The following is a 17869-nucleotide window of genomic DNA, read 5'->3' on the forward strand; positions in this document are numbered from 1 at the left end:
CCGCCGACCCCACCCGGCCCCAGGCTCGGCCCGTGTCCCAGCCGCACGTCGCCGCACCGCCCGAGACTGAGGCCGTCGCACGCCGCCACGGTTCTCCGTGCCGCTGCCGGAGACTGGCAGGAGGGTCGCTGGCCGTCGACCGAGGGCGACTGGTTGTACGCCGGCCGTGAGAGCAGCAGACTCCGACGACGCGGGGCCTGCGACGTGGGAACGCCCGCCGGGGGAGGGAAAGACCTAGGTCGCCCGGTCGGCCGACTCGGCGGCAAGGGCCGCGGCGGCGGAAACGCCCGGCTCCTCGTCCTCGCCCAGGAGGCGTGTGACAAGGACCGTCCCGACCTGGTTGCGACGCCCGGTCCCCCGCTCGGCGGTGAGCTCAAGGCCGTGGACCTGGACGACCGAACCCGGGATCGGCACCTTGTTGAGCTCCTTGGCCATGAGGCCGCCGACGGAGTCGACGTCCTCGTCCTCGAGCTCGAGGCCGAACAGGTCCCCCACCTCGTCGAGCGGCAGGCGCGACAGCACGCGGTAGCGGTCGGGGCCGAGCTCCCGGACGGGCGGCACCTCCGCGTCGTACTCGTCGACGATCTCGCCGACGATCTCCTCAAGGATGTCCTCGATGGTCGCCAGACCCGACGTGCCGCCGAACTCGTCGACGACGATCACGAGGTGGGAGCGGGTCAGCTGCATCTCACGCATCAGCTCGTCGACCGGCTTCGAGTCGGGGCAGAACACCGGCGCACGCATCATCGACGCGACCCGCTCGGAGGTCTGGGCAGTGGCGTTGTCGTAGACGCGCTTCATGACGTCCTTGACATAGAGGACGCCCACCACGTCGTCGAGTCCCCCCTCGCCGATGACGGGGATGCGGGAGAAGCCGGAGCGCAGCGCCAGCGACAGGGCCTGACGAAGCGTCTTGTGCTCCTCGATGAACACGACGTCGGTGCGCGGGACCATGACCTCCTTGACGATCGTGTCGCCGAGGTCGAACACCGAGTTGATCATCCGGTGCTCCCGGGCCTCGATGAGGTCGCTGGCCACGGCCTTGTCGACGAGCTCGCGCAGCTCGGCCTCGGACGCGAACGGGCCGTCGGAGAAGCCGCGACCCGGGGTCAGGGCGTTGCCGAGCAGGATCAGCAGCTGGGGCAGCGGTCCGAGGATCGTGTTGAGGAACGCGATGGGTCCGGCCGCCGCGCAGGCGACCGCGTCGGGGTGCTGGCGGCCGAGCGTACGCGGGGCCACGCCCCACGCGATGAACGACACCAGCACCATGACGCCGATGGTGATCAGCAACCGCTGCCACAGCGGCTCGACGTGGGAGAAGACCACGAGCGAGACCAGCACGATCGAGGTGATCTCGAACAGCGTGCGCAGGAACAGCGCGGTGTTGAGGTAGGGCGCCGGGTCCTCGGTGATCGACAGCAGCCGCTTCGCCCCCGACCGCTCCTCCTCGACGAGGTGTTCGGCGCGCGCCTTCGAGAACGAGTACAGCGCCGACTCCGCGGCCGCCAGCAGGCCGGCCGCGACGGCCAGCACCAGCGAGACGAGCAGCAGGACGATGTGGAACGTCGTCACGTCATCGGCTCCGCTGCTGGCCCCACGCCGCGATCAGGTCGTCCTTGAGGCCGAACATCTCGGCCTTCTCCTCATCGGTCGCGTGGTCGTAGCCGAGCAGGTGGAGCATGCCGTGAACCAGCAGGTATTCGGCCTCATCGGCCGGCTCGCGTCCGTGCTCGGCGGCCTGGCGGCCCGTCACCGCCGGGCACAGCACCACGTCACCGAGATGGCCGATCGGCGGTTCCTCGTCGTCGGCCGGCGGGCGCAGCTCGTCCATAGGGAAGGACAGCACGTCGGTCGGCCCGGGCTCCCCCATGTGCTTCTCGTGATAGGCCGACATCGTGTCCTCGTCGACCATGAGGATCGACAGCTCGGCCTGGGGATGGATCCGCAGCTCGTCCATCACGAACGTGGCGAGAGCGACGAGACCGTGTTCGTCGAGCTCGGCACCGGACTCGTTGTTGAGCTCGACGGTCACGGGCGTCCTTTCCTCTGGTGGGCCTTCACGGGCCTGGTGGTCTCGAACCGGTCGTACGCGGCCACGATCCGCCCGACGAGGCGGTGGCGTACGACGTCGTGGTTGGTGAGCTGGCAGAACGCGATGTCCTCGACGCCGTCGAGGATGTCCTGGACGCCGCGCAGGCCCGACTGGGTGCCGCCGGGCAGGTCGACCTGGGTGACGTCGCCGGTGACGACGATCTTGGAGTTGAAGCCGAGACGCGTCAGGAACATCTTCATCTGTTCCATCGAGGTGTTCTGGGCCTCGTCGAGGATGATGAACGCGTCGTTGAGGGTGCGGCCGCGCATGTAGGCCAGCGGGGCGACCTCGATCGTGCCGGCGGTCAGCAGGCGCGGGATCGAGTCAGGGTCGAGCATGTCGTGGAGCGCGTCGTACAGCGGGCGCAGGTAGGGGTCGATCTTGTCGGTGAGCGTACCCGGCAGGAAGCCCAGGCGCTCACCGGCCTCGACCGCGGGGCGCGTCAGGATGATGCGGTTGACGTCCTTGTTCTGGAGCGCCTGGACCGCCTTGGCCATCGCCAAATAGGTCTTGCCCGTGCCGGCCGGGCCGATGCCGAACACGACTGTGTGGTGGTCGATCGCGTCGACGTAGCGCTTCTGGTTGAGCGTCTTGGGCCGGATGGTCTTGCCCCGGCTCGACAGGATGTTGGCGGTGAGCACCTCGGCGGGGCTCTCGGCCTCGTGGTCGCGCATCATGCCGATGATGCGCTCGACCGCGTCGCCGGTGAGGCCCTGCCCGGTGCGGATGACCGCCACCATCTCGGTGATGACGTCGGCCCCCAGTGCCAGGTCCTCCGGTGATCCGGTGAGCGTGATGTCGTTGCCGCGGACGTGGATGTCGGCGTCAAGCTCGGCCTCCAGCGCGCGCAGGAAGGAGTCGGCAGGTCCGAGGATGTGGACCATGTCGATCGACGCCGGGATCGTGATGCGTCGGGACGCCGGCGCGCCGGCCTGTCCGGGGTGGTCGACCTGTTCGGGTCTGATGGGAGCCTCCGTGTCGGTGTCGCATGGTGCAGCGCGTCCGCGCGTGCGTAGACACAGTGTAGTGAGCGCCCCCGACAGCGGCACGCCGGTTGGTTCCCCTACTGGCCCCGGGTGCCCTCCCACTCCTCGTCGATGACGTGCATCGCGGCCTCCTCGGCGCTCGCCGCGGCGCCGTCGATGCCGACGTCCTCGCCGACGAGCTGGGCCTCGCGGTCCTCACCGGGGTAGCCGTGGTTGGCGTCGACCAGTCGGCCGGCCCGGACCAAGCCGATCTCCGCGGGCGACTCGTTCTCGATGTCCTCGACGCTCTCGTCGGCATCGGCAACGGTGTCAGGGACCTCCTGCTTGAGGCGCATCGCCAAAGTCTCGCCATCGCGCATCTCGGCGGCGGTGTTGCCGTATCCCTCGGCCGGAGACCAGTCGTCGGGGGCGATGTAGCCCTCGTCGAGCGGGTCGGCCACACCGCGGTCGAGCAGTGACTGCGACGGATCGAGCTGGTCGAGCTGCTCGGACTCGTCGGGAACGAAGTCGTCGTTGATCTCGGTCATGTGGCCCATTGTCCCACCACCGGGAAGATCCCGTCACCCGGTCACACCGTGGACGCCCTCGTACGCACCCAGCTCCGCTCGCGCGCCGTCGGCGTACAGGTCGCTTCCATGGACGACCTGCGGGAATCGCTGCTGCACTGGGGCGGCTTCAGGGCACGCGGACGGACACGCCGACGGGCGGCTCGTCCGCGTACCCGCCCTGTCGCCGACCGCGGGACCTCGGCGGCCACGCTCGCCTTGCCCGCGATGTCCGACGGCCAGCTGCTCGCCGCCAACGATGCCAGCGAGGTCGAGACGATGCCGCAGACGCTGCCCACCGCCTCCTACGTGGGGCTCGTGTGCCCTCGGACCTCGTCGGCTGGGCCCACGAGTGGCCGGCATGACCCACGGCTACCCGGAGGTGTCGAGCGCCACCGGCTTCCGTGGAACCCCGTCACCGGCACCGAGGGGGAGCCCCGGACCGCTTGCCGCTGAGAATGGCGTCCCGGTCCGGACGCTGTCGCGGATCCTGCGACGTCACCACAGGCTCGTGCACGAGACCCTGAACAAAGACACACCCCTCTCGGCGGCCAGCCCCGATCGGCCGACTGTCACCAACCTGATGGCCGAAAACACATAAGATGCCCCTTCGTGACCGAAGAGCCCACGCCCGTCCCCCCGTCGACGCAGGACAGCCCGTCGCCCCTGGACCCCCCGCCGACCTCGCCCGACCGCGCAGTCTTCGCCGATGCGGGCTCGCCCCGCTACGCGTACATGCTTGCGACCATCTGCGTCGTCGTCATCCTGTCGGGCATCGGCGCCTCGAAGGGGGTCGTGCTGGGACCGGTGATCACCGACGGCGGCTTCTTCTTGTTCCCGCTGGCCTACATCCTCGGCGACGTCATCACCGAGATCTACGGGGGCCGGGCCGCGCGCCGCGCGATCTTCGCCGGTTTCGCGGCGAACATCGCCTCGGTGCTCTGCTACGCCGCGATCATCGCCCTGCCGGGCTTCACCGACGACTTCGGCGTCCACAAGCAGGCCTCGCTGGAGGGCGCGCTGGGTCCCGTGTGGCAGGTCGTCGTCGCCGGGCTGCTCGGCTATGCCGGTGGACAGTCGGCGAACACGCTCATCATGCTGGCGATGAAGAAGCGCACGAGGGAGCGGGGCCTCGTCGCGCGCCTGATGTCGTCGACGGGTGTCGGCGAGCTCGTCGACACGCTGGTGTTCTGCACCGTCGCCGCGTCGGCCATCGGCATCTCGAGCGTCGGGCAGTGGGCGAACTACACGTTCTTCGGGTTCTTGTACAAGACCCTGGTGGAGTACGCAGTCATGCCGGTCACCATCGCCGTCATCCGCTGGATCAAGCGGCACGACCCCAGCTACGGGACGGTCACCGAGGGCTGAGCCGCTCGGTCAGCTCGGCCCGCACCGCGGCCGGGTCGACTCCGGTGACCACACGGGCGTTCGGTGCGTGGCCCAGGAGCCGCCGGCGGTCACGCACCGTCGTGCCGCGCGTGAGCTCCGAGGTCGTCTCGACGCCCACCCACGTGGTCATTGTCGAGACATCCACCGCGTCCAGCGCGACCATCGCCGCGAACAGGTCGTGGACCTGCGCCAGATAGCCGTAGCCGTAGTCGTCGTGGAACTCGAAATAGAACCTGAGGGCGTCGGCCAGCAGGTCCACGACAGCATCGCCGGTGTCGCTGGGCGGCAGGTCGCGCGGCCCGTCGGGGCGCAGGCCTGGGGCGCGTACGCCGCGGGCGGCCGCCAGCGCATCGAGGTCGGCGGGGCGCAGCTCGATCGACTCGGTCGTCTCGAGCGCGCAGACCACCGGAAGCGTCGGCTCGGGGCGGCCGGTCCACGCCTCGTACACCTCGGCCGCCGCGTGCGGGTCGACCCACGTGTTCCACTCGGCGGTGGGCGTGGTGTTGCCGGGGTGCTCGAACGCGCCACCCATGATCGTCACGCGGCCGACGAGGTCGGGCAGCCGCGGCTCGGCCCGCAGGGCGACCGCCAGGTTCGTCAGCGGGCCGGTCACCAGCAGGTCGACCTCGCCGGGAGCCGACCGGAACGCGTCCAGCCACGTGTCGAGGAACCCGTCCGGGCGTACGCGGCCGGCAGGCACCTCGGGCAGGTGGGCGTACCCCAGGCCGCTGGGCCCGTGGGTCTCAGGCGTCACGACGAGCGGGACCTGCACCGGGGCCGGCGTACCCACGACGACCGGCACGTCCCCGCGCCCGCACAGCTCCAGCACTCCCGCACTGTTGGCGGCCGCCTCTGCCGCGGTGGTGTTGCCGGCGCTGGTCGTCACGGCCACGAGGTCGACGTCGTCGCGCCCGCACAGCCAGGCCAGCGCGATCGCGTCGTCGATGCCGGTGTCGACGTCGGCGACCAGTCGCCTGGTCATTCCTCGTCTCGCTGCGCTCGCTCTGAGAGCGAGGGGGCCAGGCCCGCCCGCTCGGGGGCCTGGGCCGCACGCTTCTTAGCGTAGAAGCGGCCCAGGAACTCGTCGCGGAAGGCCTCGAAGTCGCCGTCCTCCATCGCCCGCCGGATGTCGTCGACCAGCCGGATCGTGAACCGCTCGTTGTGGATCGTGGCCAGCGTGAAGCCGGTCATCTCCTTGGCCTTGAACAGGTGGTGCAGGTATGCGCGGCTGAAGTTCGCGCACGTGTAGCAGTCGCAGTCGGGGTCGATCGGGTCGAAGTTGCGGCGGTTGGCCGCAGTGTTGATGTTGAACCGGCCGCCGGGGTGATAGATCGCCGCGTTGCGGGCCACGCGCGAGGGCTGGACGCAGTCGAACGTGTCGGCGCCCGTCTCGATCGCGGCGAAGAAGTCGTCGGGCTCGGAGATGCCCAGCAGGTGGCGCGGACGGTCCTCTGGCAGCTCGTCGCACACCCAGCCGACGATCGTGCCGAGGTTCTCCTTCTCCAGCGCACCGCCGATACCGAACCCGTCGAATCGCTGGCCGTCGACCTCCATGGCGCCGAGGTCGCGGGCGGCCTTGCGGCGCAGGTCCTCGTACTGGGCACCCTGCAGCACGCCGAACAAAGCCTGATAGGGCTTGCCGACGCGCTCCTCGGTGAGGCGGCGGTGCTCGGCGAGGCAGCGCTCGGCCCACAGCCGCGTACGCTCCAGCGACTCCTCCTGGTAGGCGCGGGTGTTCATCAGCGTCGTCAGCTCGTCGAAGGCGAACATGATGTCAGCGCCGATCTGGTGCTGGACCTGCATCGACACCTCCGGGGTGAACCGGTGCTGCGCGCCGTCGAGGTGCGACTTGAACGTGACCCCGTCGTCGTCGACCAGCGCGAGGCGCTCCTTGCCCTCGGCGATGACGTCGTCGTTGGTCAGCCGGGAGGTGTCCATGGCGAGCACCTTCTTGAATCCCGCCCCGAGGCTCATCACCTGGAAGCCACCGGAGTCGGTGAAGGTGGGCCCGCCCCAGCCCATGAACGACCCCAGCCCACCGGCGGAGTCGAGGATGTCGGCACCGGGCTGCAGGTAGAGGTGGTAAGCGTTCGCCAGCACCGCCTGGGCACCCACGTCGCGGATGTGGACGGGCGTGAGCGTCTTGACGGTCGCCTTGGTGCCCACGGCGATGAACGCCGGCGTACGGATCTCGCCGTGCGGCGTGGTGATCACGCCGGTCCGCCCGTGGCGGTCTTCGAGGCGGGTACCGACAGAGAATCCGAAACCGGTCATGACCGGCAAGGATACGGGTTCAGCGCACGACGGCGCGGGCGACGACCTTCTGGGCGGAGACCTCGGTGCACGTCAGGGTCGCGCGCGGCGCGGTGACCGTCTGTCCGGCACGGCACGTCAAGGGCGTGCCGCCGACCGAGATGCGCGCCTGGTTCGCCTCGGCCGCGATGAGCTGCATGCGGACGCCCTGGTCGGTCGTCCGCGTACGCCGCTTGCCGTTGGCGCGGTAGCTCTTGGTCTTCTTGCCGACCTGGACCGACGACCCGGGCTTGGTGAAGGTCACGGTGCAGTTGTTGCCCGAGCACTTGTAGTTCGCTCCCCCGCAACCGGTCAGCGCCAACGGCGCCAGCGCGAGCAGCGGCACCAGAGCCATGCGCACGATCCTCATCGTCACTCCTTCGGTCGAAGACGGACCCAGCCGACGGCCACGGCGCCGGCCGTGGAGGTCCGCAGGACGCCATCGTTGACGAGCACCGTACGCGCCCCGGAGGCCACGAAGGCCTCGAGCTCCTCGGGTGCGATCCCGCCCTCGGGTCCCACGACCAGCATGACCTCACCCTCGGCGGGGAGGTCGACGTCGGCCAGCGTGGCGTTCGCCTCCTCGTGGAGGACCAGCACCAGGGCGGTCTCGCGCATGCGCGCGGCGAGCTGTCGAGTCGTCACCATCACCGAGACCTCGGGGGTCCGCAGGCGACGACTCTGCTTGGCGGCCTCGCGCACGGTGGCGCGCCACTTGTTGAGTGATTTCTCGCCGCGCTCGCCCTGCCAGCGCACGATCGAGCGGTTGGCCTGCCACGGCACGACCTCGTCGGCGCCGACCTCGGTGAGCATCTCGATGGCCAGGTCGGACCGGTCGCCCTTGGCCAGCGCCTGGACGGCGACGACGCGTACGCCGGGCTCGGGCGCGCCCACGTGCTCGGTGACCTCGAGGTCGAGGCCCTGCTTGTCGGCGGCGACCACGCGTACGCCGACCCCGCGGCCGGCGCCGTCACCGACGACCAGCTCCTCCCCCGCCGTGATGCGCCGCACCACAGCAGCGTGACGGCCCTCGTCGCCGTCGAGGCGGAACGCCGACCCGACCGTGGGGAGCGGGTCGGGCAGCGGGGCGAGGAACAGTGGGCGCGTCATCCCTTGAACAGGCGGCCGAAGACGCCGCCCTTCTCCCGGCGGTGCTGGGCGTAAGGGTCGACCGAGGTTTCCTCGCGCAGGCTCGCCAGGCGGCGCAGGAGCTCGCGCTGCTCCTCGTTGAGCCGGGTAGGGGTCTCGACGAGGAACGTGACGCCGATGTCGCCGGTGCGACCCGTCTGGATGTTGCGGATGCCGCGGCCGTCGATGGTCACGCGCGTGCCGGACTGGGTTCCAGCAGGCACCTCGAGCTCGACCGTTCGGTCGGCCTCGTCCGACTCGGGCCAGTCGGCCTCGAGGGTCTTGATGGTCATCGTCGTGCCGAGCGCGGCCGCAGTCATCGGCACCTTGACGACCATTTCGAGGTTGTCGCCGTCGCGGCGGAAGACCGGGTGCTCGTTCACCGACAGCTCGACGTAGAGGTCACCGGCCTCGCCGCCGCCCGGCCCGACCTCCCCGCGGCCGGCCATGCGGAGGTTCAGACGGTCGTGCGCGCCCGGCGGGACCTTGACGGACAGCTCGGTCGTCGAGCGGATGCGCCCGTCGCCGTCGCACTCGGTGCAGGGGTGCGGGATGATCGTGCCGAACCCTTGGCAGCGCGGGCAGGGGCGCGCGGTGTGGATGTCGCCCAGGATGGTGCTGACGACGCTGATGACCTCGCCCTGGCCGCGGCACGTCGTGCAGGTCTCGGGCTTCGAGCCCTCCTGCGCGCCCGATCCGGTGCAGCGTGGGCACAGCACCGCGGTGTCGACCTTGACCTGCTTGGTCGCACCGAACGCCGCCTCGTGAAGGTCGATGCGCAGCCGGACGGTGCCATCCTGGCCGCGGCGTACGCGCGAGCGCGGCCCGTGCGAGCTGGCCGTGCGCATCGCGTCGAAGAACGATCCGAAGCCCCCGCCGCCGAAGCCGCCGAAACCGCCGCCGGGGAACCCGCCGCCGAAGCCGCCGCGCTGGTTGGGGTCGCCACCGCGGTCGTAGATGGCCTTCTTGTTCGGGTCGGACAGGACGTCGTAGGCCTCCTGTACCGCCTTGAACTTCTCGGCGGCCCCCTCTTCGCTGGCCACGTCGGGGTGGTACTGCATGGCCATGCGACGGTAGGCCTTCTTGATCTGGTCGGCCGTCGCGTCGCGGGACACCCCGAGGGTCTCGTAGAAGTCGCTCATGTGGTGGGTCGTCATCCTTCGTTCAAGAAGCGGCCGACGTAGCGCGCGACTGCGCGTACGGAGGCCATGGTGGAGGGATAGTCCATGCGGGTCGGGCCCATGATGCCGAGCCCGGCCCAGAGGTCGTCGTGGTTGCCGTACGCCGCCGCGACCACCGACGTGGTCTGGAGGCCGGTCACCGGGTTCTCCTGGCCGATGCGGACGGTGACGTCGTCGGACGTCGATGCCTCGCCGAGGAGCTTGAGCAGCACGACCTGCTCCTCGAGCGCCTCGAGCACCGGTTTGACGGTCAGCTCGAACTCGTCGCCGAAGCGGGTCAGGTTGGGTACGCCGCCGACGACCACGCGCGACGTCGTGCCCGTGCCGAGCACCTCGAGGAGGGCGGCGATGCAAAGGGCCGTCATGGCCTGCTCGTCGGGGCGGGTCGACGACGTCAGCAGGGCGACGTCGGCCGCTGCCTGGGCGGTGGTCTTGCCGCTCGCGGCCTCGTTGAGCCGGCCGCGCAGGCGCGTCAGGTCGTCCTCGGTGTGGACGGGCAGCTCGATCGCCCGCTGCTCGACGCGACCGGCGGAGTTGATGACGATGAGCAGGACCCGGTCGGCGCTCAGCGAGACGAGCTCGATGTGGCGGACGGTCGTGTTGGCCAGGATCGGGTATTGCACGATCGCGACCTGCTGGGTGATCTGCGCCAGCAGGCGCACGGTCCGCGTGACGATGTCGTCGATGTCGACCGCCCCCGACAGGAACGTCTGGATCGCGCGGCGCTCGGCGACGCTGAGGGGCTTGATGGCGGCCAGCTTGTCGACGAAGAGCCGGTACCCCTTGTCGGTCGGGATGCGTCCGGCCGAGGTGTGGGGCTGGGTGATGTAGCCCTCCTCCTCGAGGGCGGCCATGTCGTTGCGGACGGTGGCCGGCGAGACGCCGAGGTTGTGGCGGTCGACGAGCGCCTTCGAGCCGACGGGCTCACGGGAGGACACGTAGTCGCTGACGATGGCACGCAGCACCTGCATCTTGCGGTCGTCGAGCACAGCCCCTCCTCCCCTGGTCGTCGCACCCGGGTTGGCACTCGCCCGAGCCGAGTGCCAGTCTAGCGGCTATGGAACCGAGCACCGGTAACGCGAACCAGACCCGCGACGACGAGGCCTCTCTCGGCCCCTGGTCCGCGGTCGCACCCGGCGTCCACGTGGCCGTGGCCGAGCCCGACCGCGTCAACATCGGTCTGGTCGTCGGCACCGAGCGTTGCCTCGTGGTCGACACCGGCTCCAGCCCCGCGCAGGGGCGGGCGATCCGCGAGGCCGTGGCCAGGGTGACCGACATCCCCCTCGCCGGCGCGCTGGTCACCCATGGCCACCGCGACCACTGGTTCGGCCTCGCCGCCTTCGCCGATCTCGAGACGTGGGGCCACGAGTCGCTCGAGGGGCGCCGCTGCGCCGACCACCTCCTCGCCGACCTGATCCGCCTCGGCGTCGACCGCGACGACGTCGTCGCGCCCTCGACGATGTTCTCGCTGGCCGCGGCGATCGACCTGGGCGGCGGCGTGCGCGTCGAGGCGCTCCACCTGGGCGAGGCCCACACCGACGGCGACGTGCTGGCGCTCGTGCCGGGCGCGAACGTACTGTTCGCCGGTGACCTGGTGGAGTTCGCCGGCGATCCTGAGGCGCCGTGGTTCTCGGCCGAGTCGTCGCCGCGCGGCTGGGCCGGGGTGCTGAACCTCACGATGGGCATGGTCACCGCCGAGACCGTCGTCGTCCCGGGCCACGGGCGGGTCGCCGGCCGCGACGACCTCGTCGCCCAGATGGGCGCGCTGGCCTCGATCCCCTACGAGGCGGAGCACCTCGTGCAGGAGGGCGTCTCGTTCGACGACGCCGAGGAGCGCGGCGAGTGGGCGCTGCCCTGGCCGAACATCGCCGAGGGTGTGCGTACCGCCTACCGCGAGATGAACGCGCTCGGCGTACGCACGCGCCTGCCGATCGTCAAGGGCGACCTCGGGGACTGATGACCCGAGAGGGGCTGGTCAGACCTGCGCGGGGTCGGCCAGGACCTGGTACGCGAGGTCCCACGCCTCCTTCGACGCCGCGGCGATCAGCTGGCCGACCATCGGCGACCCCGCGACGTACGGCTGCCCGTCGGTGGTCGCGACGTGACCGCCGACCTCTTCCACCATGAGCGTGCCCGGCACGTGGTCCCACGGCTTCAGGTTGCGATAGATCAGGAAGTCCCAGCCGCCCGTGGCCACATGGGGGTAGTCGATGCCGCACGAGTAGAACGTGAAGTCCAGCGGGTCGACGACGCCGGGCACCGGGTCGCCGAGGAGCCGTCGATGCGAGGTGGCTCCCCGCAGCGCGCCCAGAGCGGGGGCTTCGCGGCGTACGCGCTCGCCGTTGCACAGCAGCCCCGCCCCGCGCTCGGCCACGAAGGTGCGGTCGAGCTCGGGCTGGACGATCCAGCCCCGCACCGGGCGGCCGTGGCGGACCTCGCCGACCATCAGCGCGTACTGCTCGCGGCCCTCGACGAAATTCTTGGTGCCGTCGACCGGGTCGACGACGAACGCGTGCTCGGTATCACACAGCTGTTCGAGCAGCGAGGCGTCGGCGGCGGTGGCCTCCTCGCCGACGACGAGCACGCCGGGGGCCATCTGCTGAAGGGCCGCGGTGAGCTCGGCCTCAGCCTGGTGGTCGGCCACGGTCACCAGGTCGCCGGGGGCCTTCTCGCGGACCTCGGAGTCGTCCAGCGACCGCCAACGGGGGCGGACCACCCGCTCGGCGACGTCCCAGATGAGGTCGGTGATGGCGTCGGTCGGCGCAGTCATGCACCCAATCCTTGCGGATCGTCCGCGCGAACGGACGAGGGGTCCGCCCCGCATCCGATACGGTCGCGTCTGGATCGGTCATGACTCACCAGCGGGAGGACGGAGTGCGCGTCACCATCAAGACCATCGCCGAGGACCTCGGCGTGTCCCCCGCGACCGTGTCGAACGCCTACAACAAGCCAGACCAGCTGTCGGCTGCGCTGCGCGAACGAATCCTCGCGCGGGCCTCCGATCTCGGCTACGACGGGCCCAGCGCCGCCGCGCAGTCGCTGCGCTCGGGCCACTCGGGGGCGGTCGGGCTGCTGCTGAGCCACCACCTCCACTACGCGTTCTCCGACCCCTTCGCCGTCGCCTTCCTGGCGGGCATGACCGAGGCCTGCGAGGACTCGGGCATGGCGTTGCTCCTGCTGCCCTCCCGGTCGGACCGCGAGGCCGACCTCGCCGCGCTGCGCCGGGCCAACATCGACGGGCTGTCCGAGATCTGTCTCATGCACAACGACGACCTCCGCGAGCTCGCGCGCCGCCGCGAGGTGCCGTTCGTCGGGACGTTCGCCAACAGCGCGACCGACTACGTCGCCATCGACGACGAGGGCGCCGGACGCCTCCTCGGCACCCACCTGGCCGCGCTGGGGCATCGAAGGGTTGCAGTCGTGCTCGACTCGGGCCGCGAACCCGGGGCCCCGATCGAGCGGCTGGCCCACGTGGGCCCTGAAGACGCGCGGGACGCCCCGCTCACCCCGCTCGACGCGATGTTCCACGTCCGCGTCCGCGGTGTCGTCGAGTCGCTTCCGGGGGCGGAGGTCGACGTGGTGCAGGGCGGCTCCAACTCGTTGGAGTCAGGTCGCGCGGCCGCCGACCACCTGCTCGCGCACGGGCTGCCCACGGCGATCGTGGCCATCAGCGACGTGCTGGCGCTCGGCGTCCTGGCCCGTCTGGAGGAGGCCGGCGTACGCGTGCCCGAGGACGTGTCGGTGTGCGGCGTCGACGACATCCCCGATGCCGAGACCGCCGGGCTGACAACGGTCCACCAGCCGATCAGGGAGAAGGGGTTCCGGGTGGGCCAGCTTCTGGTCGACCCCGACCTCCAGCCGCGCCAGGTCGTGCTGCCGATCCACCTCGTGGAGCGCACGACCACCGGTCCGGCCCCGGCCTGAGAGCGATCTGGGGCGGCCCGGTCGGGGATCACATCTCGATGTGGTCCTGGGTGACGAAGTCGATGAGCTTCTCGATCTCGGTCAGCAGCTTCGGGTCGAGGTCGTTCCACGAGTTCACGCGCGCCAGGATGGCCTGCCACGCCTTCGCGATGTCGGTCTGGTTGCGGTGCGGCAGGCCGAGGTGGGCGCAGATCCCCGACTTCCAGTCCTGCCCCCTGGGGATGTGGGGCCACTCCTGCAGCCCCACGCGCTCGGGCTTGACCGCGGCCCAGATGTCGATGAACCGGTGGCCGGTGACGAAGACGAAGTCGGCGTACGGCCCGGAGGTGACGGCGTCTGCGATCCGCTGCTCCTTCGAGCCCGCGACGAGGTGGTCGGCGAGCACGCCGAGGCGTCGCCCCGTCGTGGGCGCGAACTTCTCCACGATGGCGGGAAGGTCGTCGATGCCGCCGAGGAACTCGACCACCACGCCGACGTGGCGAAGGTCGTCGCCCCACACCTTCTCGATCAGTTCGGCGTCGTGGCGGCCCTCGACGTAGATCCGCGACGGCAGCGCGACCTTCGCCGAGGTGTCCTTGCTGCGCCGCGAGCCGGACGCGGTGTGGGTCAGCGACCTGGGCGGAGCGGCCTTCTTGCCGGGCGCCTTGATGCTGACCGGCTTGCCCTCGTACCAGAACCCCGGCCCCATCGGGAACGCGCGCTGCTTGCCCTTGCGGTCCTCGAGGATCACCAGGCCGTTCTCCCAGCGCACCACGGCGCCGACGTAGCCCGACGCCGGGTCCTCGAGGACCATGTCTGGCTCGACCACCAGCTCGGTGGTCTGCGGCTTCCCGGCCTTCTGCCAGCCGGGTCTCAGGACGTCACGGGAGTAGCGATCGTTCGGCACCGGACGAGGCTAGGTCGCGTACGCCGAGGTCCAGCGGAGGCACGCCGCCGAGCGCTCAGGCCTCGTCGCGGGACCGTCGTCGCGGGTGCGGGCCTCGGCGTACCGGTGGCGCCCCATCCGCCCCGTGACCAACGCGCCGGTCAACCACGTGGACATGACCGTGGTCATCGACGACCTGCCGCCGCTGATGCGGCACGCCGAGCTCGGCTGCTCGCTGCGCGACGCGTGGACCCGCGACCGCCCGCGGCACGGCGCGGCGAGCAGGCCCATCGATTTCAGCCAGCTCGCCGACCACGTTCTGGTGTGGAGCGAGTGATCCTCCGACGATCGATCAGTCCAGCAGGTCGCGGACAACCCCGTCGGCGAGCAGGCGCCCCGCCGCGGTGAGCCGCAGCATGCCCTCCCCAGTGGAGGCGAGGCCGCGCGCCACGAGGTCGTCGACGCGCCCGCTCTCCGACGAGGTCAGGACCTCCAGCGGCAGGCCGCGTGCCAGGCGCAGCTCCAGCAGCACGCGCTCGACCCGGCGCGTCTCGGCGTCCAGCACCTCCCGCGCGTACGCCGGGCTCTCCCCCTGTGCCAGCCGCCCCGCGTACGCGACGGGGTGCTTGACGTTCCAGAACCGTGTGCCGCCCACGTGGGAGTGGGCGCCCGGCCCGAAACCCCACCAGTCGTTGCCGAGCCAGTACGCCAGGTTGTGCCGGCACTCGTGCGCCGCACCGCGGGCCCAGTTGGAGACCTCGTAGGCCGCAAACCCTTGCCCGGTGAACACTGCGTCGGCCACCTCGTAGAGCTCGGCGTGCAGGTCGTCGTCGGTCATCGGCAGCCGGCCGCGCCGGATGTCGGCGGCCAGCCGGGTGCCGTCCTCGACGCTGAGTGCGTACGCCGAGACGTGGTCGGGCTCGGCCGACAGCGCGACGTCGAGCGTGCGCCGCCAGTCGTCGACCGACTCCCCCGGGGTGCCGTAGATCAGATCGAGGTTGACCGAGGAGAACCCTGCGGCCCGGGCCTCGCGGGCCGCCTCGACGGGGCGCCCGGGAGTGTGGACGCGGTCGAGCACGCGCAGCACGTGCTCGCTGGCCGACTGCATGCCGAACGAGATGCGCGTGAAGCCCTGCTCGACGAGGGCGGCGAGCCCGGCGGCGTCGATGGACTCGGGGTTGGACTCGGTGGTCACCTCGGCATCCGGCGCGAGCCCGAAGGCGTCGCGTACGCCGGCGACCAGCCGCCCCAGCTCGGCCGGCGGCAGCAGGGTCGGCGTACCGCCTCCGACGAACAGCGTGGAGACCGCCGGGGTGCGCCCGTCGAGCGCCCGGGCGGCCAGCTCCATCTCGCGCAGGACGGAGTCGACGTAGTCGTCGTGAGAGGCGCCGGGACCGAGCTCGGAGGCGGTATAGGTGTTGAAGTCGCAGTAACCGCAGCGGGTGCGGCAAAACGGCACGTGGAGGTAGACCGAGAACGGGCGCGTGCCTACCTCAGCCAGCGAGGCGGCGGGCAGCGACCCGTCCGACGGCACGGGATCACCCTCGGGAAGTGTCGACGGAGTCACGCCCACACCCTAGGCGCAGACCCCGTTGCCAGGGGGCATTCGTGGGTTGACTAGGGAATTCGTTGACCCGTCAACGACCACGAAATGCACGCCGACCTCAAAATTTCAACTATGCTCGACCCCATGTCGACCGCACAGCGCGCACCGGGACGTGCCCGGGCCCGCCGCGACGCCCCCGTCGCGTGGGCCCTGCTGGCCCCCAGTCTCGTCGGGATCGTCGGCTTCCTCCTGCTGCCGATCCTGCTGGTCGTGTGGCTCTCGATGAACCAGTGGGACCTGCTCGGCCCCATGCGCTTCGTGGGCCTCGACAACTGGGTGTCGGTGCTCTCGGAGCCCGTGTTCGGCCACTCGCTGCTCGTGACGCTGCTGTTCGTGCTGATGGTCATCCCGCTCCAGACCGCGCTGGGCCTGTTCGCCGCCGTGCTGCTGTCGCGCGGCCTGCCCGGATCGACGATCCTGCGCGTCATCTACGTCATCCCGTGGATCTGCGCCCCGCTGGCGCTCGGCGTGGTGTGGAAATGGATCTTTGCGCCCTACAACGGCGCGCTCAACACGATCCTCGGCCGCAACATCGACTGGCTGACCAACCCCGACCTCGCGCTACCCGCCGTCGCTGCGGTCTCGATCTGGTCGCAGGTCGGCTACACCACGCTGTTCTTCCTCGCCGGGCTCGCCGGCATCCCCGAGTCGCTGCTCGAGGCGGCCCGCCTCGACGGGGCCAGCTCCTGGCAGACGTTCTGGCGGGTCAAGCTCCCCCTGCTCGGGCCGACGATGTTCTTCGTTCTCGTGACCGGCGTCATCTCCAGCTTCCAGGCGTTCGACCACGTGTACGCGCTGACCCCCAACGGCGGCCCGCAGCGCTCGACCGACGTCATCGCCGCGCGCATCTACCTCGAGGCCTTCCAGGGCGGGTTCAACCTGGGCCGCGCCTCGGTGATGGCGCTGGTGTTGTTCGCGATCCTCGTGGTCATCACGCTGCTGCAGCAGCGCTACTTCTCGAGCCGGGTGACCTATGACCTCAGCTGACCCGACCATCACCCCGCGGACGCGACGCCCCGGTGTGCGCCGGGGCGTCGTGGCCGACATCACGACGTACGCGATCCTGCTGGCCGGTGCGGTGCTGACCCTCGCGCCTTTCGGGCTGTCGTTCATGACGGCGTTCAAGTCGCCGTCCCAGATGGCCTCCGAACCGGCGCTGAACCCGCCGAACCCGTGGACGACGGAGAACTTCACCCGGCTGTTCGGACAGAACGGCTTCGTCTCCCCCGTCCTCGTGACCGCACAGGTCGTCGCCGTGATCCTCGCGGGACAGCTGGTCTTCTCGATCATGGCGGCGTACGCGTTCGCCAAGCTGGAGTTCCGCGGGCGCGACGCGCTGTTCTGGGTCTATCTGGCCACGCTGATGATCCCGCAGGCCGTCACCGTCATCCCGCTGTACACGATGTTCACCAAGGCAGGCCTGGCAAACACGTTCTGGGCGCTGGTGCTGCCGTTCGTCTTCGGATCGCCGTACGCGGTGTTCCTGCTGCGCGAATACTTCCGTGGCGTGCCCGACGACATCATCGCCGCCGCGAAGATGGATGGGGCCGGCATGTGGCGCATCCTGTGGCTCATCGTCGTGCCGATGTCGCGGCCCATCATCGCCACGCTCACGATCATCACGATCGTGTCTCACTGGAATAACTTCATGTGGCCACTCATTATCACCACCGGCAGGGACTGGCAGACGGTGACCGTCGCGACCGCTGCGCTGCAGGGCCAGTACAACGCGAACTGGACCCTCGTCATGGCGGCCACGACCGTCGCCATGGCTCCCCTGCTGCTGGTGTTCTTGATTTTCCAACGCAACATCATCAGCTCGATCTCGTTGACGGGTTTCAAGTGATCCGCCACCGAGTCG

20 protein-coding genes are annotated in these 17869 nt (G+C 70.3%); 7 read left to right on the forward strand and 13 right to left on the reverse strand.

Going from position 1 to position 17869, the window contains the following annotated elements; genetic code table 11:
* Positions 1–234: 234 nt before the first annotated feature.
* From ACYVGD_RS09930 to ACYVGD_RS09945, 4 genes are all read right to left on the reverse strand, one after another.
* The gene (locus ACYVGD_RS09930; protein WP_460743313.1) at positions 235–1572 is read right to left on the reverse strand and encodes a hemolysin family protein; all 1338 of its coding nucleotides are present in this window, start codon (positions 1570–1572) and stop codon (positions 235–237) included.
* Position 1573: 1 nt separating this feature from the next.
* The gene (ybeY, locus tag ACYVGD_RS09935; protein WP_460743315.1) at positions 1574–2032 is read right to left on the reverse strand and encodes an rRNA maturation RNase YbeY; all 459 of its coding nucleotides are present in this window, start codon (positions 2030–2032) and stop codon (positions 1574–1576) included.
* Entirely contained in the window at positions 2029–2976 is a 948-nt protein-coding gene (locus ACYVGD_RS09940) for a PhoH family protein (RefSeq protein WP_460743317.1), read from the reverse strand. The genes ybeY and ACYVGD_RS09940 overlap by 4 nt, the downstream gene beginning before the upstream one ends.
* Positions 2977–3155: 179 nt before the next feature.
* The gene (locus ACYVGD_RS09945; protein WP_460743319.1) at positions 3156–3605 is read right to left on the reverse strand and encodes a DUF5709 domain-containing protein; all 450 of its coding nucleotides are present in this window, start codon (positions 3603–3605) and stop codon (positions 3156–3158) included.
* Between the two features lie 48 nt (positions 3606–3653).
* Here ACYVGD_RS09945 and ACYVGD_RS09950 point away from each other — a divergent pair, with 48 nt between their 5' ends.
* Both ACYVGD_RS09950 and ACYVGD_RS09955 read left to right on the forward strand, forming a co-directional pair.
* Complete coding sequence (locus ACYVGD_RS09950; RefSeq protein WP_460743321.1) at positions 3654–4079, forward strand: hypothetical protein; 426 nt, start codon at positions 3654–3656, stop codon at positions 4077–4079.
* A gap of 210 nt (positions 4080–4289) precedes the next feature.
* Positions 4290–4991 (forward strand): queuosine precursor transporter, encoded by a 702-nt coding sequence (locus tag ACYVGD_RS09955; RefSeq protein WP_460743405.1) that lies wholly within the window; start codon positions 4290–4292, stop codon positions 4989–4991.
* Here the strand turns inward: ACYVGD_RS09955 and ACYVGD_RS09960 are convergent.
* From ACYVGD_RS09960 to hrcA, 6 genes are read right to left on the reverse strand one after another with little or no spacing between them, the layout of a single operon-like run.
* A complete protein-coding gene (locus ACYVGD_RS09960) occupies positions 4978–5994 on the reverse strand; it encodes a nucleoside hydrolase (protein WP_460743323.1) in 1017 nt (338 codons plus the stop codon). The genes ACYVGD_RS09955 and ACYVGD_RS09960 overlap by 14 nt on opposite strands.
* The gene (gene tgt, locus ACYVGD_RS09965) at positions 5991–7286 is read right to left on the reverse strand and encodes a tRNA guanosine(34) transglycosylase Tgt (protein WP_460743325.1); all 1296 of its coding nucleotides are present in this window, start codon (positions 7284–7286) and stop codon (positions 5991–5993) included. The genes ACYVGD_RS09960 and tgt overlap by 4 nt, the downstream gene beginning before the upstream one ends.
* Before the next feature lie 19 nt (positions 7287–7305).
* Positions 7306–7674 (reverse strand): hypothetical protein, encoded by a 369-nt coding sequence (locus ACYVGD_RS09970; protein WP_460743327.1) that lies wholly within the window; start codon positions 7672–7674, stop codon positions 7306–7308.
* A 2-nt stretch (positions 7675–7676) separates the two neighbouring features.
* Positions 7677–8414, reverse strand: coding sequence for a 16S rRNA (uracil(1498)-N(3))-methyltransferase (locus ACYVGD_RS09975; protein ID WP_460743329.1), 738 nt, complete (start codon positions 8412–8414; stop codon positions 7677–7679).
* A complete protein-coding gene (dnaJ, locus tag ACYVGD_RS09980; RefSeq protein WP_460743331.1) occupies positions 8411–9574 on the reverse strand; it encodes a molecular chaperone DnaJ in 1164 nt (387 codons plus the stop codon). Before dnaJ ends, ACYVGD_RS09975 begins: the two co-directional genes overlap by 4 nt.
* A gap of 11 nt (positions 9575–9585) precedes the next feature.
* Positions 9586–10602: a heat-inducible transcriptional repressor HrcA gene (gene hrcA / locus ACYVGD_RS09985; protein WP_460743333.1), complete on the reverse strand. Its 1017-nt coding sequence runs from the start codon at positions 10600–10602 to the stop codon at positions 9586–9588.
* Positions 10603–10670: 68 nt separating this feature from the next.
* Here hrcA and ACYVGD_RS09990 point away from each other — a divergent pair, with 68 nt between their 5' ends.
* On the forward strand, positions 10671–11570 hold the full coding sequence (locus ACYVGD_RS09990) for an MBL fold metallo-hydrolase (protein ID WP_460743335.1): 900 nt from the start codon (positions 10671–10673) through the stop codon (positions 11568–11570).
* 18 nt (positions 11571–11588) lie between these two features.
* Here the strand turns inward: ACYVGD_RS09990 and ACYVGD_RS09995 are convergent, their stop codons facing one another.
* Entirely contained in the window at positions 11589–12383 is a 795-nt protein-coding gene (locus ACYVGD_RS09995; protein ID WP_460743337.1) for an inositol monophosphatase family protein, read from the reverse strand.
* 80 nt (positions 12384–12463) lie between these two features.
* Between ACYVGD_RS09995 and ACYVGD_RS10000 the strand changes: the two genes are divergently transcribed.
* Complete coding sequence (locus ACYVGD_RS10000) at positions 12464–13537, forward strand: LacI family DNA-binding transcriptional regulator (protein ID WP_460743339.1); 1074 nt, start codon at positions 12464–12466, stop codon at positions 13535–13537.
* Between the two features lie 28 nt (positions 13538–13565).
* Here ACYVGD_RS10000 and ACYVGD_RS10005 read toward each other — a convergent pair whose 3' ends face one another.
* Positions 13566–14423 carry a DUF3097 domain-containing protein gene (locus tag ACYVGD_RS10005; RefSeq protein WP_460743341.1) on the reverse strand — a complete coding sequence of 286 codons (858 nt, stop codon included), beginning with the start codon at positions 14421–14423 and terminating at the stop codon, positions 13566–13568.
* A 124-nt stretch (positions 14424–14547) separates the two neighbouring features.
* Between ACYVGD_RS10005 and ACYVGD_RS10010 the strand changes: the two genes are divergently transcribed.
* A complete protein-coding gene (locus ACYVGD_RS10010) occupies positions 14548–14739 on the forward strand; it encodes a hypothetical protein (RefSeq protein ID WP_460743343.1) in 192 nt (63 codons plus the stop codon).
* Between the two features lie 15 nt (positions 14740–14754).
* On the opposite strand, the gene hemW is transcribed toward ACYVGD_RS10010, so the two are convergent.
* Complete coding sequence (gene hemW / locus ACYVGD_RS10015; protein ID WP_460743345.1) at positions 14755–15969, reverse strand: radical SAM family heme chaperone HemW; 1215 nt, start codon at positions 15967–15969, stop codon at positions 14755–14757.
* Between the two features lie 123 nt (positions 15970–16092).
* Here hemW and ACYVGD_RS10020 point away from each other — a divergent pair, with 123 nt between their 5' ends.
* Complete coding sequence (locus tag ACYVGD_RS10020; RefSeq protein ID WP_460743347.1) at positions 16093–16995, forward strand: carbohydrate ABC transporter permease; 903 nt, start codon at positions 16093–16095, stop codon at positions 16993–16995.
* On the forward strand, positions 16982–17854 hold the full coding sequence (locus ACYVGD_RS10025) for a carbohydrate ABC transporter permease (RefSeq protein WP_460743349.1): 873 nt from the start codon (positions 16982–16984) through the stop codon (positions 17852–17854). Before ACYVGD_RS10020 ends, ACYVGD_RS10025 begins: the two co-directional genes overlap by 14 nt.
* Positions 17855–17869: the final 15 nt, after the last annotated feature.

It is taken from the genome of Mariniluteicoccus endophyticus, from assembly GCF_054780035.1.